The organism is Streptomyces sp. DvalAA-43 (genome assembly GCF_900091725.1).
GTDB classification, from domain to species: Bacteria; Actinomycetota; Actinomycetes; order Streptomycetales; family Streptomycetaceae; genus Streptomyces; species Streptomyces pulveraceus.
In genome coordinates this window covers 86,160-103,504 of sequence record NZ_FMBW01000066.1, presented here as the reverse complement: position 1 = coordinate 103,504, position 17,345 = coordinate 86,160, and the positions used below count along the sequence as shown (strand labels likewise).

The following is a 17,345-nucleotide window of genomic DNA, read 5'->3' as shown; positions in this document are numbered from 1 at the left end:
ACTCTGCTTAGGTTTCACGCCTTTCGGGCGACCCCGCTCCTACTACCCGCCCTAGGATGTGACGTGGGCCCTATGGGTGGCATCACACCCACAGGGCCCTTTCGAGGCATCCGCGCCCGGCCCGGCGCACTACCCATGGAGTCCCCCTTCATGCCGGACATCCGCCACTATCCCGAGGCCCCCACCCGCACCCGGGCGATGGCCCCCGGGGAACACATCGAGGCACATCGCCACGACGACCACCAGGTCGCCTACGCGGGCTCCGGCGTCCTCGCGGTCACCACCGACGCGGGGACCTGGTTCGCCCCCGGCACCCGGGCCATCTGGGTACCCGCGGGCTGCGTCCACGCCCACCGCGCCCACGGACACCTCGCCCTGCACCTGCTGGGCCTGCCCGCCGACACCAATCCCCTCGGCCTCGACACCCCGACCGTCCTCTCGGTCGACCCCCTGCTGCGCGAACTGATCCTCGCCTGCACCCTGGGCCCCGAGGACGACACCCCGGAGCGGTTGCGGCTGCGCGCGGTGCTCCTCGACCGGCTGCGCGCCTCGCCCCAGCAGCCCGTACACCTGCCGACCCCCACCGACCCCCGGCTCAAGGCCGTCTGCGGCATGCTGCACCACGACCCCGCGGACCCTCGCACACTCGCCGACCTGGCAGCCGGGGCGGGAGTCGGGCAGCGCACCCTCAGCCGCCTCTTCCGCGGCGAACTGGGCATGACCTTCCCCCAGTGGCGCACCCAACTCCGCCTGTACCACGCCCTTCGGATGCTCGCCGACGACACCCCGGTGACCTCGGTCGCCCAGCGCTGCGGCTGGTCGTCCACCAGCGCGTTCATCGATGTCTTCCGACGCGCTTTCGGCTACACCCCGGGCACGCACAACCGCCGCCCCTGAACGGGGAGGCGGATTTCCGGCAAAGGTTGGCAGATTATCGGAAGCGCGACACGCCGCGCGGCGCCGACCATGTCGCCATGCCAAGGAACAGATCAATCGTTCTCCTCTCGGTCGGGCACGCCTGCGTGGACGTCTATCAGGGTGCGGTGGCGTCCCTCGTCCCGTTCTTCGTGGCGGAGCGCGCCTACTCCTACGCGGCCGCCTCGGGCATCGTGCTCGCCGCGTCGCTGCTGTCCTCGGTGGCGCAACCGGCGTTCGGAGCGTTCACCGACCGCCGGGCCATACCCTGGCTGCTGCCCGCGAGCACGATCCTGGGCGGCCTCGGGGTCGCACTCAGCGGCCTCGGTGGTTCGTACCCCCTGACCCTGCTGTTCGTGGCGGTGTCAGGGATCGGGGTCGCCGCCTACCATCCCGAATCCGCCCGCATCGCACGGCTCGTCGGCCAGGGAAGCCACAGCTCGATGGGGTGGTTCTCCTTCGGCGGCAACGTCGGTTTCGCTGCCGCCCCACTGCTGGTCACCGCCGTCGTGGCCACCGGCGGACTGCGGTTCTCACCCCTGCTCGTGGTGCCGGCCGTCGTCGGCAGTGTGTTCTGTCTACCCGTGCTGCGCGCTCTGGAGAAGACGACATCCGCCGACTCCGGGGCCTCGGCCGTGACCGGGACCGACGACAGGGGCTCGTTCCTGAAGTTGTCGCTCGCCGTGGTCTGCCGGTCGGTCGCCTTCGTCGGTCTGAGCACATTCATCTCGCTCTATGCCCGGCAGCGCACGGGCGGCGGTACGGCGGCGGGCACCGCCGCGCTGTTCGTCCTCTACCTCGGCGGCGCGGCCGGCACCGTACTGGGCAGCCGACTGGCCGACCGGTGGGACCGGGTCACGGTGGTGCGCATCTCGTACCTGGTCACGGTCGGCGCCGTCGCCGGGACCGTCTTCGTCCCCGGCCCGGCGATCTATCTGTTCATCGCCCTGACCTCGATCGCTCTGTACGTGCCGTTCTCGCTGCAAGTGACCCTCGCCCAGGACTACTTGCCCTCGCGCATGGGCACCGCCAGTGGGATCACCCTGGGCCTGACCGTCAGCATCGGCGGCCTGATCAGCCCGGTCATCGGCAGCGTCGCCGACGCCACCTCCCTGCGGACGGCCCTCACCCCGCTGATCCTGACGCCCGCCCTGAGCTGGCTGCTGTTCCGCACCCTGCCCGAGCCGGCCACACCGTTCGGAGCCGAGCCGGTGCGGACACCCGGTCCCGTCGCGCCCCCCGGGCCGGGCGGCCCATTTGGATGATCAAAGTAGCGAGGGGTTACCATATGAGCGCCGCCTAGCTCGAAAGATAAACCTGTGACTGTCAATGACGACTCGTTCACCAGCTGGAAGAACCGCGAGGAGATCGCGGAGTCGATGATCCCGGTCATCGGGAAACTGCACCGGGAGCGGGACGTAACGATCCTGCTCCACAGCCGCTCCTTGGTGAACAAGTCGGTGGTCAGCATCCTCAAGACCCACCGGTTCGCCCGCCAGATCGCCGGTGAGGAGCTCTCGGTCACCGACACGCTGCCGTTCCTCCAGGCCCTCACCACCCTCGACCTCGGCCCCTCCCAGATCGACATCGGCATGCTCGCCGCGACCTACGCGGCCGACGAGCGGGGCCTCTCGGTCGCGGAGTTCACCGCCGAGGCCGTCGCCGGCGCCACGGGCGCCAACAAGATCGAGCGCGGCGACGGGCGCGATGTCGTCCTCTACGGATTCGGCCGCATCGGCCGCCTCGTCGCCCGCCTGCTCATCGAGAAGGCCGGCTCCGGCAACGGACTGCGGCTGCGCGCCATCGTCGTACGCCAGGGCGGCGGCCGGGACGTCGAGGATCTCGTCAAGCGTGCCTCGCTGCTGCGCCGCGACTCGATCCACGGCCAGTTCCAGGGCACGATCACCGTCGACGAGGCGAAGAACACGATCGTCGCCAACGGCAACGAGATCAAGGTGATCTACGCCAACGATCCCTCCGAGGTCGACTACACGGCGTACGGCATCAAGGACGCCATCCTCATCGACAACACCGGCAAGTGGCGCGACCGCGAGGGTCTCTCGAACCACCTGCGCCCCGGCATCGACAAGGTCGTCCTGACCGCGCCGGGCAAGGGCGACGTCCCCAACATCGTGCACGGCGTCAACCACGACACCATCAAGCCGGACGAGCAGATCCTGTCCTGCGCTTCCTGCACCACCAACGCGATCGTGCCGCCGCTGAAGGCGATGGCGGACGAGTACGGCGTCCTGCGCGGCCACGTGGAGACCGTCCACTCGTTCACCAACGACCAGAACCTGCTGGACAACTACCACAAGGCCGATCGCCGCGGCCGTTCCGCGCCGCTGAACATGGTCATCACCGAGACCGGTGCCGCATCCGCGGTCGCCAAGGCGCTGCCCGAGCTCAAGGCGCCGATCACCGGCAGCTCGATCCGTGTCCCGGTGCCGGACGTCTCGATCGCGATCCTCAGCCTGCGGCTCGGGCGCGAGACGACCCGCGACGAAGTCCTCGACTACCTCCGCAATGTGTCGCTGACCTCGCCGCTCAAGCGCCAGATCGACTTCACCACCGCCCCGGACGCCGTGTCCAGCGACTTCATGGGCTCGCGCCACGCCTCGATCGTCGACGCCGGTGCCACCAAGGTCGACGGTGACAACGCGATCCTCTACCTCTGGTACGACAACGAGTTCGGCTACTCGTGCCAGGTCATCCGCGTCGTCCAGCACGTCTCCGGCGTGGAGTACCCGACCTACCCGGCCCCGGCGGTCTGATCCCGGCGGACGGTCCGCGAAGGGCGCCTGATGCGGCGAACGCTCATCAGGCGCCCTTCGCGCTGCTCGCCCACAGGGAGGGAAGGCGACGGCGGACATCGGATACCGCCCCTGCGAAGACCTGTGGCACCATGCCCGGATGATCTCCGGTACACCTGTTCCCCGCGTCGTTCCCGCAGGTCGGATGGCCCGGAACCACCAGCCGGTACTCGGCCTCCCCAACGGCCTTGAGCTGCGCCCCTGGTGCCGCGACGACGCCGATGTACTGGCCGCCGCCGGCCAGGATCCGGCCATCCGCCAATGGAACCTCCTTCTCGTGGAATCGGCGCAGGACGCGCGCGAGCGGATCGAGCGCATGCACCGGCGCTGGCAGGCCGAGACGGGTGCCGTCTGGGCCGTCGCCCGGCCGGGCGAGGAGGCCGCGGGACTCATCGGGCTGAACGGCATCGACCTCGAAGGCGGCAGCGCGGAGATCATCTACTGGCTCCTGCCCGCGGCCCGCGGCGGTGGTGTCGCGGTCGAGGCCGTGCGCACCGTCGGCCGGTGGGCCCTGGAGGAACTGGGGCTGCATCGCCTGCGACTGTGCCACTCGATGGCCAACCCGGCCTCCTGCCGTGTGGCGCTCAAGGCCGGATACGCCGTCGAAGGCGTCATGCGCGGCGCACTGCTGCACGCGGACGGATGGCACGACCAGCATCTGCACGCCCGCCTCCGGGGTGACGCCCCGGGCCCGCTGTGAGAGCGTCTGGACGTCACAGAATCTGCGGGACGCAGTGGGAGGCGGGGCCCTGATGATGCACTACGCCGAGTACCGAGCACAGGACGCGATGGGCCTGGCCGAGTCGGTCGCCCGGGGGGAGGTCTCACCGGACGAGCTGCTCGATGTCGCCATCGCCCGAGCGGAGGCCGTCGACGGCGCACTCAACGCGATCGTCCTGCCGATGCACGAACTCGCCCGGGAGCGTGCTAAGAAGCCGCTGACCGGGCCGTTCGCCGGAGTCCCCTTCCTGATCAAGGACCTGTCGCAGGACTACGCCGGGCTGCCGACCGGCAGCGGCAGCCGGTCCCTTCGCCATCGTCCCGCCGAGCGGCACAGCGAGGTGGTCGACCGCTGGCTGGACTCCGGGCTGGTGATCTTCGGCAAGACCAACACCCCGGAGTTCGGCGCGAAGGGCATCACCGAGCCGGAGGCGAACGGGCCCACCCGCAACCCCTGGGACCTGACCCGCACCCCGGGCGGCTCGTCCGGCGGAGCGGCGGCGGCCGTGGCGGCGGGCATCGTCCCGGTGGCCGGTGCCAGTGACGGCGGCGGATCGATCCGCATCCCGGCCGCGTGCTGCGGGCTGTTCGGCCTGAAACCGGGACGCGGACTCGTCCCGGCCGGTCCCTCCGTCGCCGAGCACCTGCACGGCGCCGCGACCGAAGGCGTCATCTCACGCAGCGTCCGCGACAGCGCGGCCATGCTCGATGTGCTGACCTCGCGGCCGGACGCGGCGGGACCGTATCTGCACGCCCGCCCCGAGCTGCCGTACACCGAACTCGCCCGCAGGCCCCGGACGTTGCGGATCGGCTTCAGCACCCGCTCCCCCATCGACACCGAGGTCGACCCGCAGGCGGTGGCCGCGGTCGAGGACGCCGCGGTGCTGCTCCGCCACCTCGGTCATGACGTCGAGCCCGCCGAGCCGGAGATCGACCAGCGGCAGCTCGCCCTCGACTTCCTCGCGATGTGGACCACCCAACTCGCCCACACCGTCGACGGGATCCGCCGGTCGACCGGCGCCGGACCGGAGGACTTCGAGCTCGACACCCATCTGCTGGCCGCCGCCGGGCGCAAGCTGAAGGCACCGGCCTACTATGCCGCCCACGACCGCTGGAACACCTACAGCAGGCAACTCGCCTCCTTCCACAGCCGCTACGATCTGCTCCTCACCCCGACCCTGGCCCGGCCTGCCGTACGGATCGGTGAACTGGACACCCCTCGACCGGTACGCGCCGTCGCCCGGACCCTGATGCGCGTGGGGTTGCTGGGAGCCCTGGCCGGGACCAGGGCGTGGGAGAGCGCGGTGATCGCCAACCTCGCGGCGACCCCGTACACCCAGCTGGCCAACATCACCGGACGGCCCGCGATGAGCGTTCCCACCTACCGCACTCCCGAGGGCCTGCCCCTCGGTGTGCAGTTCGTCGGCCCGCTGGGCGGCGAGGGGACCCTCCTCGCACTCGCCGCCCGGATCGAGGCCGAGCGCCCCTGGGCGCACCTCGAACCCTCGCTCTGAGCACCCGGGTCACGGCACCGTGCCGCGCACCCGCTCAGGAACGGATGGCCGCCACCCGGCGGTTCATGTGCGCCTCGCGCTCGGCCCTCGACGCGGGTGCGCCCAGAACGCCGGGGCGCGTCTGCCAGGGCAGCGGGCCGGTCGCGGGCCGGTACTCCACGCCGAGGGCGTCGAGCCGGGGCAGGTGCGCGTCGTACAGACGGGTGCGGAACTCGTCGAAGTCGCGGTGGCCCGGCCCGCGCCAGAGCGCCTCGGCCACCGCGCACAGCCGGGGGAAGGCGTAGTAGTCCACCATGCGCGGCGAGTCCACGTGTTCGGTCCACAGGTTGGCCTGTCCGCCGAGCACCCGTGCCGCCTCTTCACCGGTCAGGCCGTCCGGGACCGGGTCGAAGGCGTAGGCGTCCTCCAATGTCACGGGCACGCAGACCGGGATCGGCTCGTCGGGATGCTCAGACTGCCGGTAGTCGAGGTAGACCTGGTCGTCCGGGCACGACACCACGTCGAAGCCCCTGCGTGCCGCCGTGACGGCACCGGTCATGCCGCGCCAGGAGGCCACGGCGACACCCGGCGGGAGCTCCCCCTCCAGGATCTCGTCCCAGCCGAAGACCCGTCTCCCGGCGTCCGCGACATGGGTGGCGATCCGGGCGATGAACCACGCCTGGAGGGCGTTCTCGTCGGCCAGGCCGCGCTCGGCCATGAGCTCCTGGGTGCGCGGGTCGCCCTTCCACTGGTCCTTGGGGCACTCGTCGCCTCCCACACCGATGAAGGTGCTGGGGAAGAGGGCCATGATCTCGTCGAAGACCTCCCGGAAGAAGTCGATGGTCGACTCCTCTGCGTTCAGGGTGTGGGGGCTGACGCCCCATCGGGTCATGACCTCCACCTGCTCGTGGGTCACGCCTAGTTCGGGGTAGGCGGCGATGGCCGCCTGGGAGTGTCCGGGAACGTCGATCTCCGGGACGACCGTGATGCCGTTCTCCGCCGCGTGGGCGACGATCTCCCGGATGTCGTCCTGGGTGTAGTAGCCGCCGTGCGGCCTGTTCTCGGTCCTGTCGTCGAGTGTGGAACCCAGTTGGGACGACCGGCGCCCTCCGCCGGTCTCCGTGAGGCGCGGGTGGCGCAGGATCTCCACGCGCCAGCCCTGGTCGTCGGTGAGATGGAAGTGGAGGGTGTTGAGACGGTGCATCGCCATCAGGTCGATGAAGCGCAGCACCTCCCGCTTGGGCAGGAAGTGCCTGGCCACGTCCAGCATGACGCCGCGCCAGCGGAAGTGCGGCGCGTCCTCGATGACCGCCCCCGGCACCGCCCACCGCTCGTCGGCGATCCGGGCACCGCGGTAGACCCGCGGCGGCAGCAGTTGCCGCAGCGCCTGGCAACCGTGGCGGACCCCGTTCACGTCCCCGCCCTCGATGCGGACACCGGCCGGCCCGGACTCAAGACGGTATGCCTCGGCCCCCAGTTCCGGACGGAGTGTCAGGGCGATGCCCGGTCCGGACCCGTCTTCGGTGACCGGCAGGGGCAGGCCCGTCGCGGGGCGCAGTGCCGACTGCAGCCGGGCGGCCGTCGTGGCCAGCACGGCGGGGGCCGTGATCGTGGTGTACGCGTCGAGCGGGAACTCTCCCGGTGCGGATCGGGCCGTGACGGGCCGGGGCAGCAGCATGGGGGGCGTCATTCCTGCCGTTCCTTTCGGCGGGCCCGTGTCCCGAGGACACCCGCCCTACATATGCAGATACTTTGGTTAAGCCCGGGGCCAGAACGTACCGCACACCGGGGCGACGGCTTCGGACTTCTCGGGGTCAGGACGACGGTTCGGGCAGCACCGTGTCGACGTCGTACAGCCGCGCGTCCACATGGTCGAGAGCGAGCCGTACGGCACCCAGCACCACCGCCTGGTCGGAGAGGGAGGAGACCGCCAGCGCCGGGGGCTCCAGGCACAGCGGGTCGAGATGCCGCCGCAGCGGCTCCAGCAGCACATCGCCGGAGCGCGAGACCCCGCCGCCGATCACGACGAGTTCCGGGTCCAGGGCCAGGACCAGGGCGGCGATGCCCTCGGCCAGGTCGTGGGCGTACTGCTCGACGGCCCAGCGGGCCGCCGGTTCACCGGTGCGGGCGCGGGCGAACACGTACTCGGCGGCCTCCTGGGGCAGGATGTCCGGCGGCATCTTCGGATAGCCGGTCAGATGCGAGGTGGCCCGGTGCCAGCCCACCAGGGGCAGGGCGCCGATCTCACCGGCCGCTCCGCCGCGTCCCCGGTGGACCCGGCCGCCGATCAGCAGACCGGCCCCGGTGCGGACTCCGGACAGGACGAAGGCCACGTCGTCCACGCCCTGGGCCTCGCCGATCCACCCCTCGGTGAGTGCGGCCAGATTGCAGTCGTTCTCCACCAGGACCGGGCAGTCGAAGTCGGCGGCCATCTCGCCCGCGAGGTCCAGACCGTCCCATTCCGGCAGGCCCACGCACCGTTTGACCAGGCCGTCGTGGCTGACCACCCCCGTGGTGCCGACGCAGACGGCGGCGAGCTGGGCGCAGCCGACCGCCGCCGACTCCAGTGCGCCCGCGGCCGTCGCGCGCACGGCGGCCAGCCGTACGGCACGCCCCGCGTCCGCGCTCACCCCTTCGGTGCGGGAGGCCACGACGGTGCCGTCGAGGTCGGCGACGGCCGCCCTGATGCTGTAGGAGCCGATGTCGATCCCGAGCACGTAGTCACCGGTGGAGTGGAAGCTGAACAGCCGGGCGGGGCGGCCCATGTGGCCGGAATGCGGCGGTAGTTCCTTCAGCCATCCCGAGCCGAGCAGCTCCTCGGTCAGGCTCTCCACCGTGGGGCGGGACAGGCCTGTGCGCTTGGTGACCTCGGTGAGACTGAGGGGGCCCTGACCGCGCAGGGCACGAAGTGTCGTGACCAGGTTGATGCGCCGCAGCCGCGAGGTGTCGCCTCCGGAAATTGTCACCGTCACTCCCTTGACAGGCTCTGTACATGAGAAATAAAAACAGGTTGCATTAGTAAGTGGCAAGTCCGAGGGGGTATTTGTGGTCACTCTCGCCATCATCGGGGCGGGGCTGCGCGGTATGAGCTATGCGCGGCGTGCTCTGGAGACCGGCCTGGCGCGTGTGGTGGCCGTGGCCGAGCCCGATCCGGAACGCCGGCGCAGCATGGCCGCCGCGCACGGCGTTCCGGCCGAGAACGTCTTCGCCGACTGGCGGGATCTGCTCGCCCGGGACCGGCTGGCCGACGCCGCGGTGGTCTCGACGCAGGACAGCATGCACACGGAACCCGCGGTGCGGGCGGCCGATCTCGGCTACCACCTGCTCCTGGAGAAGCCGATGGCGCAGAGCGAGGAGGAGGCCGTCGCCATCTCCGCGGCCGCCGACCGCAACGGCGTTCTGCTGGCCGTCTGCCACGTCATGCGCTACACCCCCTACACCATCAGGCTCAGGGAGCTCATCGCCGAGGGGCGGATCGGCGACGTGATGAACATCCAGCACCTGGAACAGGTCGGCTGGTGGCATCAGGCCCATTCGTTCGTACGGGGCAACTGGCGCAGTCAGGAGGGGTCGGGTCCGATGCTGATGACCAAGGCCTGCCACGACCTCGACTGGATCGCCCACATCAAGGGAGCGCTGCCCGAGCGGGTCTCCTCGTTCGGCAATCTGGTGCACTTCCGCGCCGAGAACCGGCCCGACGGCGCGGCGGACCGCTGCGTGGAGTGCCCGGTGGAGTCCACCTGTCCGTACTCCGCCAAGCGCATCTACCTCGATTGCCTGGGGGACGCGGACAAGGAGTTCTGGCCGCTGTCCGCGGTCACGACGGACCACACCAAGGAGGGCGTGCTCGCGGCGCTGGCCGAGGGCCCGTACGGCCGGTGCGCGTACACCTGCGACAACGACGTGGTCGACACACAGGTGGTGACCATGGAGTTCGCCGACGGCACCTCGGCCACCTGCACGGTGACCGCGTTCGCGGCGCTGGAGCACCGCAAGACCCGGATCTTCGGAACGCGCGGCTCCGTCGACGGCGACGGTGTCGTCCTGCGCGTGCACGACTTCGTCACCGACGAGGTCACCGTGATCGACACCGGTGCCAACGGCGATCCCACGGCGGCCACCGGGCACGGCGGCGGTGACGCGGCCCTGTTCGACGCCTTCGTCGACGCCATCAGCGGGAACGATCCCTCCCTGGTACTCACCGACGGTGCCGAGAGCCTGGCCACGCACCGGGTCGTCTGGGCGGCCGAGCGTGCCCGCCGCACCGGCACCGTCGTATCCCTCCTGCCGGACTGATCCCCGGCCGTCGCAGCACGCCCGCGGACTCCCGCGCCCACCAGTCACCCTCACGAAAGGCACACTCCCGTGCGTAAGTTGACAGCCATGCTCACCGTCGGAGCTCTCGCACTGAGCGTAGGCGCCTGCGGCAAGAAGAACGGCTCCGCCGCCTCGGACGAGGAGATCGTCTACACCTCCTCCTGGGGCGCCGACGAGCCCCAGGGCAAGCTCATCCGGTCGATAGCCGACGACTTCACCAAGGCGACCGGCACCAAGGTCGACCTGAAGTTCGTGGGCCGCAAGGGCACCGACACCCTCCCCACCGAGATGACCGCTGGCCAGGGCCCGGACCTCTTCGACACCTCCACCGACAGCGTCGGCGCCTTCGTCGCCCAGAAGCTCGCCGCGCCGCTCGACGACGTCCTGGACATGGAGGTGCCCGGCGAGGGCAAGAAGGTGCGGGACGTCCTGCCGGAGTCCGTGCGGAAGGCGTCGACCGACGACGGCCATGTGCGCTTCATGGCCCACACCGTGATCTCCACGGCGGTCTGGTACGACGCGTCCAAGCACGCGGGGCTCGCTCCCAGGACGTGGGACGAGTTCATCGACTACCTCGACAAGGCGAAGAAGGACGGCCGCACTCCGCTGGGCCAGGACGGCACGGTCAACTTCTACAACGCGTACTGGTTCTACTCGGCCCTGGTCCGCTCCGAGGGCGCCGGCAGCCTCAGCGCCCTGGGCAAGGATCCGGCCGCCTGGGACAGGCCGGCCGTCCTCGCGGCGGCCGAGAAGGTGGAGCAGCTGGCAGACGGCGGCTACTTCCAGAAGGACTTCATGGCCACCAAGTACCCTGCCGCGCAGGACGCCTGGGCCCAGGGCAAGTACGACCTGAACCTCAACGGCACCTGGCTGGCCGCCGAGACCGGGGCGAAGCTGGCCAAGGGCACCGAGGTCGCCTCGTTCCAGCTGCCGGCCGGCGGCAAGAACTCCGTGGAGGTCGGCACCCTCGGCTGGGGCGTCAACGCCAAGGGACACAACATCGAGGCGGCCAAGAAGTTCCTCGCCTTCGCCCTGCAGAAGAAGTACGAGGCGAAGATCTCCGACACCGCGCACAACATCCCCGCGCGCCCCGACGTCCCCGCGCCCGGCTACCTGGCGGGGGTGCAGAAGGACGTCGCCGAGGCGAAGTACACCCACCGGACCTACGACGACATGGCCGCGGACAAGAACTGGTGGAACAACGTCTTCCTGCCGCTGGACGACGAGTTGCTCTCCGGCAAGATCGATGCCGCGACCTTCGTGAAGACCGGCAAGAAGAAGGCCGCCGACTACCTCGCCAGCAAGGGCTGAGCCCGTGGGGACCGCAACACTCACCCCGCCCGCGACAGCGGCACCGCCCGCCGCGGGCAAGGCGGGCCGGACGGGTAAACGCCCGCGGCCGGCGCGCGAACGCGCCTTCTGGCCCTTCCTGCTCCCCGCGCTGATCGCCTACTCCGCGCTCTTCGTCCTGCCGTCGTTGTTCGGCTTCTGGGTCAGCTTCAACAAATGGGCGGGGCCGGGCTCCGCCATGACGTGGAACGGCCTGGGCAACTACCTGGAGCTGACGCGCAGCGAGGCGTTCCGCACCGCCTTCGTCAACACCTTCGTGCTGGCCTTCGGGGGCGGGGTCCTCGTCTTCGCCTTCACCTTCCTGTCCATGATGGTGCTCCGGCAGGTCAAGGGCCGGGCCTTCATCCGGTCCGTGATCTTCCTGCCGATGATCATCTCGGTGATCGCGGTCGGTGTCGCCATCGGCTTCCTCCTCAATCCGGACGGCGCGGTCAACACGGTCCTGGGCTGGATCGGCATCGAGGGACGGCCCTGGCTGGGCCCGGACATGGTGTTCAAGTGCATCGTCGCCGGGCTGGTGTGGTCGAGCACGGGCTTCTACGTGGCGCTGATGATGTCGGCAGCCGACTCCATCCCGCCCTACCTCTACGAGGACGCCAAGCTGGTCGGCGCCACCAAGTGGGAGCAGTTCCGGCACATCACACTGCCGCTGACCTGGGACGTGTTCGCGGTGTCGGCCGTGCTGTGGGTGGTCAACAGCCTGAAGGTGTTCGAGATCGTGATCGCCTTCACCACGGCCGGCACTCCGGCCAGCCCGCCGATCCAGGCCCGCACCGTGGCGGTGCAGCAGTACGCCTCGGTGGCCGGTGGCGGGGTGCCCGAGCTGGGTTCGGGTGCCGCCATGGGCGTCGTCATCCTGATCGTGACGACGGTCCTGATCGTACTGACCCGGCGTGTCACCCGCCGCGAACGTGTGGAGCTGTCATGAGGCGCCTGTTCGGCGACATCCTGGTGCCACGCGCGACGACCGTCGCGCTCTGGGCCTGGGTCGTCTTCAATCTCGCGCTGGTGGCCTGGGTGGGGCTCCAGTCGCTCAAGGACTCCGGGCAGGTCTGGCTGTCGCCGTTCGCGCTGCCGGACACCGTCGAGTGGGGCAACTACTCCGCGGCGTGGAAGGCGGCCGGCTTCTCCGCCGCCGCGCTCAACAGCACCGTACTGACCCTGGTCGGATCCCTGTTGATCGTCGCCCTGTCGGCGCCCGCCGCGTATGTCCTGGCCCGCTCGGACCGGCGGGCGGCAGGACGGCTCACCGGGTACTTCGCGATGGGTCTGAGCATCCCGGTGCAGACGATCGTGATCCCCATCATCGTGATCAAGCTGTCCGTCTCCACCTTCATGATCGACTGGGTGACCGGCTGGTGGGACAACCGCATCACGCTCCTGGTCTTCCAGGTGGTGCTGTCGCTGCCGTTCGCCGTGTTCGTGCTCACCGGCTACATGCGCTCGCTGCCCCACGAGATCGAGGAGGCGGCCGAGCTGGACGGCGCGGGTCCGCTGCGCGCCTTCGTCCAGGTCGTGCTGCCGGTGGCCAAACCGGGCGTGATGACCGTGCTGATCCTCAATGTCATCGGCCTGTGGAACGAGACGCTGCTCGCCCTGTTGATCACCCCCACGCCTGAGGAGCGCACGCTTCCCGCGGCCCTCCTCAGCCTCTATGGCTCCATGCAGTACAGCTCCGACTGGGGCGCCCTGTTCGCCGGAATCGTGATCCTGGTCTATCCCATGATCGTGCTCTACCTCTGGCTGGGCCGTCGCATCGTCGAGGGCATGACTGCGGGGATCGGTAAGTAACGCGCGACAGAGACCGGCAATCGACCCGGAAGGACCGAGACATGCCCACCTTGCGCACCGCACGTGTCCCAAGCACCCCACCCACCCCGAAGAGACGTCTCATAGGGGCGCTCCTGGCGGCTCTCGCCCTACCGCTCTCCGCGGTGGCGGCGGGGCCCGCGCAGGCGGCGTCCCCGGACCGGCCCCACCTCCGCACGGCCGGCACCACGTACTACGTGGACGCCGAATCCGGCGACGACGGAGCGTCGGGCCTCGGTACGGCGGCCGCCTGGAAGTCCCTCGCCAGGGCGAGCCAGTTGACGCTGGGCCCCGGGGACCGGCTGCTGTTCAAGTCCGGCCAGCGGTGGAAGGGCCGGCTCGACGTCCAGGGAGCTGGGGCGGCGGGCACCCCTGCGTTCGTCGGCTCGTACGGCAGCGGAGCCAAGCCGTTGATCGAGGGCGGCGGCACGACCGATGTGGCGGTCAGGCTCAACAACGTCCACGACTTCACCCTGGACGGGCTGGAGGTGACCAACTGGAGCGACAGCACCACGCCCCGCTCCGGTGTGAACCTCTTCGCCAAGGACGCGGGCAAGCTGTCCAACGTCACCCTGCGCAACCTGAACATCCATGACATCGACGGCCCCGGCGGCAGCACCGTCAGTTCGGCCGGGCTGCTGGTCTCCGTCCGCGGCAACCAGACGCCCACATACTTCGACAACCTGGTGGTGGAGAAGAACGAGGTCAGCAGGGTCCGTTCGTACGGGATCATCACCTGGTCCACCTGGTCCCGGCGCAACGGCATGACCAGCCTGTACCCGGTGGAGACCGGCATCCCCGACAGCGAGGTCGTCACCTGGACGCCCAGCACCCGCGTCAGGATCCGCGACAACTACGTCCATGACGTGACGGCCGGCGGCATCACGCCCATGCACACCAAGGGCGCCGTCGTCGAGGGCAACCGTGTCCACAAGGCCGCCAGTGGCCGGCTCAACACCAAGGGCGGCAATGTCGCCATCTGGTGGCAGGGCAACGACGATCTGCTCGTCCAGCGCAACGAGGTGTCCGGCACCGGCTTCAACGGGCCGGGCACCGACGGCCACGGCTTCGACGCGGACGCCGACAACAACCGGAGCGTCGTCCAGTACAACTACAGCCACGACAACGACGGCGGGTTCTTCATCACCGTCTCCTTCAACGGAGCACCGACCAAGGACACCGTGGTCCGGTACAACCTGAGCAAGGACGACGGCTACGAGGTCTTCAGCCTCTCCACCGAGACGTCCGGCACCCGCATCCACAACAACACGGTCTACGCGAGCGGCCGGGTCGTCACCGTGCATCCGCCCTACGCCGGGGCCGGGGACTATCCGCTCGGCAAGATCGTGCACATCTACAACAACGCCAGCGGCATCGAGATCCGCAACAACATCTTCTACAACCGCACCACCGCCGGCTACGACACCGCCAACGGCACCGTCTACGACTCCAACCTGTACTGGGGCACCGCCTCACCGGTCGCCCCCTCCGGCGACATCAACGCGATCAAGGCGGACCCGAAGCCGGTCTCCATCGGCACCGACCCGGCAGGCTTCGAGCTCCGGGCCGACTCCCCCGCGAGGGGGCGCGGCGCGACGGTGACGCAGGGCATCGAGGACTACTTCGGCAACCCCGTCCCGGCCACCGCTCCCGACCGGGGCTTCCACCAGTTCACCGGGGCCCCGTACCGCCCCGTGGTCACCACGTCGTACCCCACGCTCGGCAACAGCCACGCCTACCGGATGGCCGACGGTGACACCTCGACCGCGTGGAGCAGTGTGGCCAACGGCATCACCTTCCCCGGCACCATCGACATCGACTACCGGCAGCCCACCAGCATCGGCTCCCTCACCCTGCGCACCGCCTTCGCCACCGGCCAGGGCGTCAAGCAGCTCGATGTGCAGACGTGGAACGGCTCGTCGTGGGTGACACAGGCCAGGGGGCAGCAACTGGCCTGGTCCGGCAACACGTCCACCGTCGAGCAGCGCACGATCACCCTGTCGCAGCGGGTCACGACCGAGCGCCTGCGCCTGACGATCCGCGACGCCCACCTCCAGTGGGGCAACTTCGCGGTCTACGAGATCCAGGCCGCCTGACGGGCGGGGTGGCGCGTACGACGCCCGAGGCCACCCCGCCGAGCACCGTGAACACGAAGAAACCCGACGGCCTCCCGGACGCGACGACATGTCGCGCTCCGGGAGGCCGTCGGGGCCGGGATCACGCGGTGTGTTCGACGATCCCTCCCACGACGACGGTCTCCGCGACGGTGCCGGGGATGTCCTCGGGCGCGGCCCGCAGGATGTCACGGGAGAGGACGACGAAGTCGGCGGCCTTGCCGACGGTGAGCGAACCTCGCTCGTCCTCAAGGAAGTTGGCGTACGCCGAACCCATCGTGTAGCCGTGGACCGCGGTCTCCACGCTGATCGTCTCCTGCGGCATCCAGGGCGCGCCGCCGCCCAGCGGGCGCCGGGTGACGGCGGTGTGGATGCCGACCATGGGGTCCATCTCGGCCACGTTCCAGTCGCTGGAGAGCGCGAGCACGGCCCCGGCCTCGTGCAGGCTGCGCAGCGGCCACGCCTTGTGCCAGCGCCCGGCCCCGACGTTCTCCGCCCAGTCCTTGCCGGGGCCGGCGACCTCCGGGGCGCTGTGGCGCGGCTGCATGCAGGCGATCACGCCGAGGGCGGCGAAGCGCGGGGTGTCGTCGGGATCGAGGCACTCGACGTGGACGACCTGGTGGCGCGCGTCCCTCGCCCCGTTGACCGCGCGGGCCCGTTCGACGGCGTCCAGGACGGTACGGATCCCCCGGTCGCCGGTCGCGTGGACGAAGCACTGGAAGCCGCGGGCGTCCAGCTTCGTCAGCAGCTCGGCGAATTCCTCGGGCGGGTAGAAGGTGTCGCCCCGGTGGTGGCGGCAGCCCGCGTAGGGCTCCAGGAGGGCCGCGGTCCGAGGCTCCACGACGTCGTCGATGTAGAGCTTGAGCGGACCGACCCGGATCCGGTCGTCGTCGTGGCTGTGAGCGGCGGCGGCGAAGTCGTCGAGGTCGGCGTCCGTGGTGCCGCGCGGGTGGAAGAGGGCCGCGACGATACGGGACTTGAGCCGCCCCTCGGCGCGTGCGCGCTCGAAGAGGGGAAGGTCGTCGAGCGAGTTCTGGGGTTCGACCACGGTGGTGATGCCGAAGCCGATGGCGTCGTCCAGGGACTTGGCGAGCCGCCCGTACTGCCGGTCCGGCGAGGCCCACGGCAGACCCAGCTCCCGCAGGGCCCGGTGGCCGTCGCGGGAGAGGCCCTTGACCGCGAAGTCCTTGATGAAGCCGGTGGGTTCGCCCGTGGCCGGGTCGGTGGCTGCCTCGCCGAACGGCAGGTGGGTGTGATCGCGGTCGATGCCGAGGCGGCGCAGGCCCGCGGTGTTCACCCAGGCGGTGTGCACGTCGTAGCTCAGCACGAAGGCCGGTACGTCGCCCGTGGCCGGGTCGAGGTCGGCGGCGGCAGGCATCCGGCCGTCCGGGATGGCCGAGTAGTCGAAGGCCTCCGCCTCGATCCACTCGGCACCGGGGTTGGCCGTGTGCCAGGCGCGGATGCGGGCGTGGACCTCGTCGAGGGTGCGGGCGCCGGAGAGCTGGACGCAGGCGTCGTCCGAGCCGAGCCGGACGTGATTGTGGGCGTCGATGAACCCGGGGAGCACGAGCTTGCCCCCGGCGTCGATCACGTGGGTGTCCGGCCCGGTCCATCCCCGGGCGTCCTCGTCGGGGCCGAGCCAGGCGATGCGGCCGTCGACCACCGCCATCGCCTGCGCCTCGGGCAGCGCCGGGTCGACGGTGTGGATGCGGGCGTTGCGCAGGACGAGAGGGGCGGGGTGGGCGGGGCTGGCCATGTGAGGTGACTCCTTGTGGTGCGGTGGTGCGGTCGGTGGTGCGGTGGCCGGGGTGGGG

At 70.2% G+C, this 17,345-nt stretch carries 13 protein-coding genes; 10 read left to right on the top strand and 3 right to left on the bottom strand.

The window, feature by feature from the left end; all coding sequences use genetic code 11:
* The first annotated feature begins 150 nt into the window (after positions 1-150).
* The 5 genes from GA0115234_RS27795 to GA0115234_RS27775 all read left to right on the top strand — a co-directional run bounded on the left by GA0115234_RS27795 (position 151) and on the right by GA0115234_RS27775 (position 5,962).
* Positions 151-897: a helix-turn-helix transcriptional regulator gene (locus GA0115234_RS27795; protein ID WP_093547188.1), complete on the top strand. Its 747-nt coding sequence runs from the start codon at positions 151-153 to the stop codon at positions 895-897.
* Between the two features lie 77 nt (positions 898-974).
* Positions 975-2,180 (top strand): MFS transporter, encoded by a 1,206-nt coding sequence (locus tag GA0115234_RS27790; protein ID WP_093547186.1) that lies wholly within the window; start codon positions 975-977, stop codon positions 2,178-2,180.
* A 54-nt stretch (positions 2,181-2,234) separates the two neighbouring features.
* Entirely contained in the window at positions 2,235-3,689 is a 1,455-nt protein-coding gene (locus tag GA0115234_RS27785) for a glyceraldehyde-3-phosphate dehydrogenase (RefSeq protein ID WP_093547184.1), read from the top strand.
* A 139-nt stretch (positions 3,690-3,828) separates the two neighbouring features.
* Positions 3,829-4,428, top strand: a complete 600-nt coding sequence (locus tag GA0115234_RS27780) for a GNAT family N-acetyltransferase (protein ID WP_093547182.1) — start codon at positions 3,829-3,831, stop codon at positions 4,426-4,428.
* 52 nt (positions 4,429-4,480) lie between these two features.
* Positions 4,481-5,962 (top strand): amidase, encoded by a 1,482-nt coding sequence (locus GA0115234_RS27775; RefSeq protein ID WP_237541798.1) that lies wholly within the window; start codon positions 4,481-4,483, stop codon positions 5,960-5,962.
* Positions 5,963-5,996: 34 nt separating this feature from the next.
* Here GA0115234_RS27775 and GA0115234_RS27770 read toward each other — a convergent pair whose 3' ends face one another.
* Entirely contained in the window at positions 5,997-7,631 is a 1,635-nt protein-coding gene (locus GA0115234_RS27770) for a beta-N-acetylhexosaminidase (protein ID WP_093547180.1), read from the bottom strand.
* A 124-nt stretch (positions 7,632-7,755) separates the two neighbouring features.
* Positions 7,756-8,907, bottom strand: coding sequence for an ROK family transcriptional regulator (locus GA0115234_RS27765; RefSeq protein WP_202554233.1), 1,152 nt, complete (start codon positions 8,905-8,907; stop codon positions 7,756-7,758).
* Positions 8,908-8,986: 79 nt separating this feature from the next.
* On the opposite strand from GA0115234_RS27765, the gene GA0115234_RS27760 reads away from it, so the two are divergent.
* The 5 genes from GA0115234_RS27760 (at position 8,987) to GA0115234_RS27740 (ending at position 15,513) form a co-directional block, all read left to right on the top strand.
* Positions 8,987-10,237, top strand: coding sequence for a Gfo/Idh/MocA family protein (locus GA0115234_RS27760; protein WP_093547176.1), 1,251 nt, complete (start codon positions 8,987-8,989; stop codon positions 10,235-10,237).
* A 69-nt stretch (positions 10,238-10,306) separates the two neighbouring features.
* Positions 10,307-11,569, top strand: coding sequence for an ABC transporter substrate-binding protein (locus GA0115234_RS27755; protein ID WP_141718489.1), 1,263 nt, complete (start codon positions 10,307-10,309; stop codon positions 11,567-11,569).
* 4 nt (positions 11,570-11,573) lie between these two features.
* The gene (locus GA0115234_RS27750) at positions 11,574-12,536 is read left to right on the top strand and encodes a carbohydrate ABC transporter permease (protein ID WP_093547172.1); all 963 of its coding nucleotides are present in this window, start codon (positions 11,574-11,576) and stop codon (positions 12,534-12,536) included.
* Positions 12,533-13,399: a carbohydrate ABC transporter permease gene (locus GA0115234_RS27745; RefSeq protein ID WP_093547170.1), complete on the top strand. Its 867-nt coding sequence runs from the start codon at positions 12,533-12,535 to the stop codon at positions 13,397-13,399. Before GA0115234_RS27750 ends, GA0115234_RS27745 begins: the two co-directional genes overlap by 4 nt.
* Before the next feature lie 41 nt (positions 13,400-13,440).
* Positions 13,441-15,513, top strand: a complete 2,073-nt coding sequence (locus tag GA0115234_RS27740; RefSeq protein WP_093547168.1) for a right-handed parallel beta-helix repeat-containing protein — start codon at positions 13,441-13,443, stop codon at positions 15,511-15,513.
* A 121-nt stretch (positions 15,514-15,634) separates the two neighbouring features.
* Here GA0115234_RS27740 and GA0115234_RS27735 read toward each other — a convergent pair whose 3' ends face one another.
* The gene (locus tag GA0115234_RS27735) at positions 15,635-17,287 is read right to left on the bottom strand and encodes an amidohydrolase (protein WP_093547166.1); all 1,653 of its coding nucleotides are present in this window, start codon (positions 17,285-17,287) and stop codon (positions 15,635-15,637) included.
* Positions 17,288-17,345 lie beyond the last annotated feature (58 nt).

Excerpts from the sequence above, each read along its gene's own strand:
- GA0115234_RS27735 (WP_093547166.1), bottom strand. The coding sequence starts at position 17,287 with ATGGCCAGCCCCGCCCACCCCGCCCCTCTCGTCCTGCGCAACGCCCGC.
- GA0115234_RS27770 (WP_093547180.1), bottom strand. The coding sequence starts at position 7,631 with ATGACGCCCCCCATGCTGCTGCCCCGGCCCGTCACGGCCCGATCCGCA.
- GA0115234_RS27775 (WP_237541798.1), top strand. The coding sequence starts at position 4,481 with ATGATGCACTACGCCGAGTACCGAGCACAGGACGCGATGGGCCTGGCC.
- GA0115234_RS27780 (WP_093547182.1), top strand. The coding sequence starts at position 3,829 with ATGATCTCCGGTACACCTGTTCCCCGCGTCGTTCCCGCAGGTCGGATG.
- GA0115234_RS27790 (WP_093547186.1), top strand. The coding sequence starts at position 975 with ATGCCAAGGAACAGATCAATCGTTCTCCTCTCGGTCGGGCACGCCTGC.
- GA0115234_RS27745 (WP_093547170.1), top strand. The coding sequence starts at position 12,533 with ATGAGGCGCCTGTTCGGCGACATCCTGGTGCCACGCGCGACGACCGTC.
- GA0115234_RS27795 (WP_093547188.1), top strand. The coding sequence starts at position 151 with ATGCCGGACATCCGCCACTATCCCGAGGCCCCCACCCGCACCCGGGCG.
- GA0115234_RS27740 (WP_093547168.1), top strand. The coding sequence starts at position 13,441 with ATGCCCACCTTGCGCACCGCACGTGTCCCAAGCACCCCACCCACCCCG.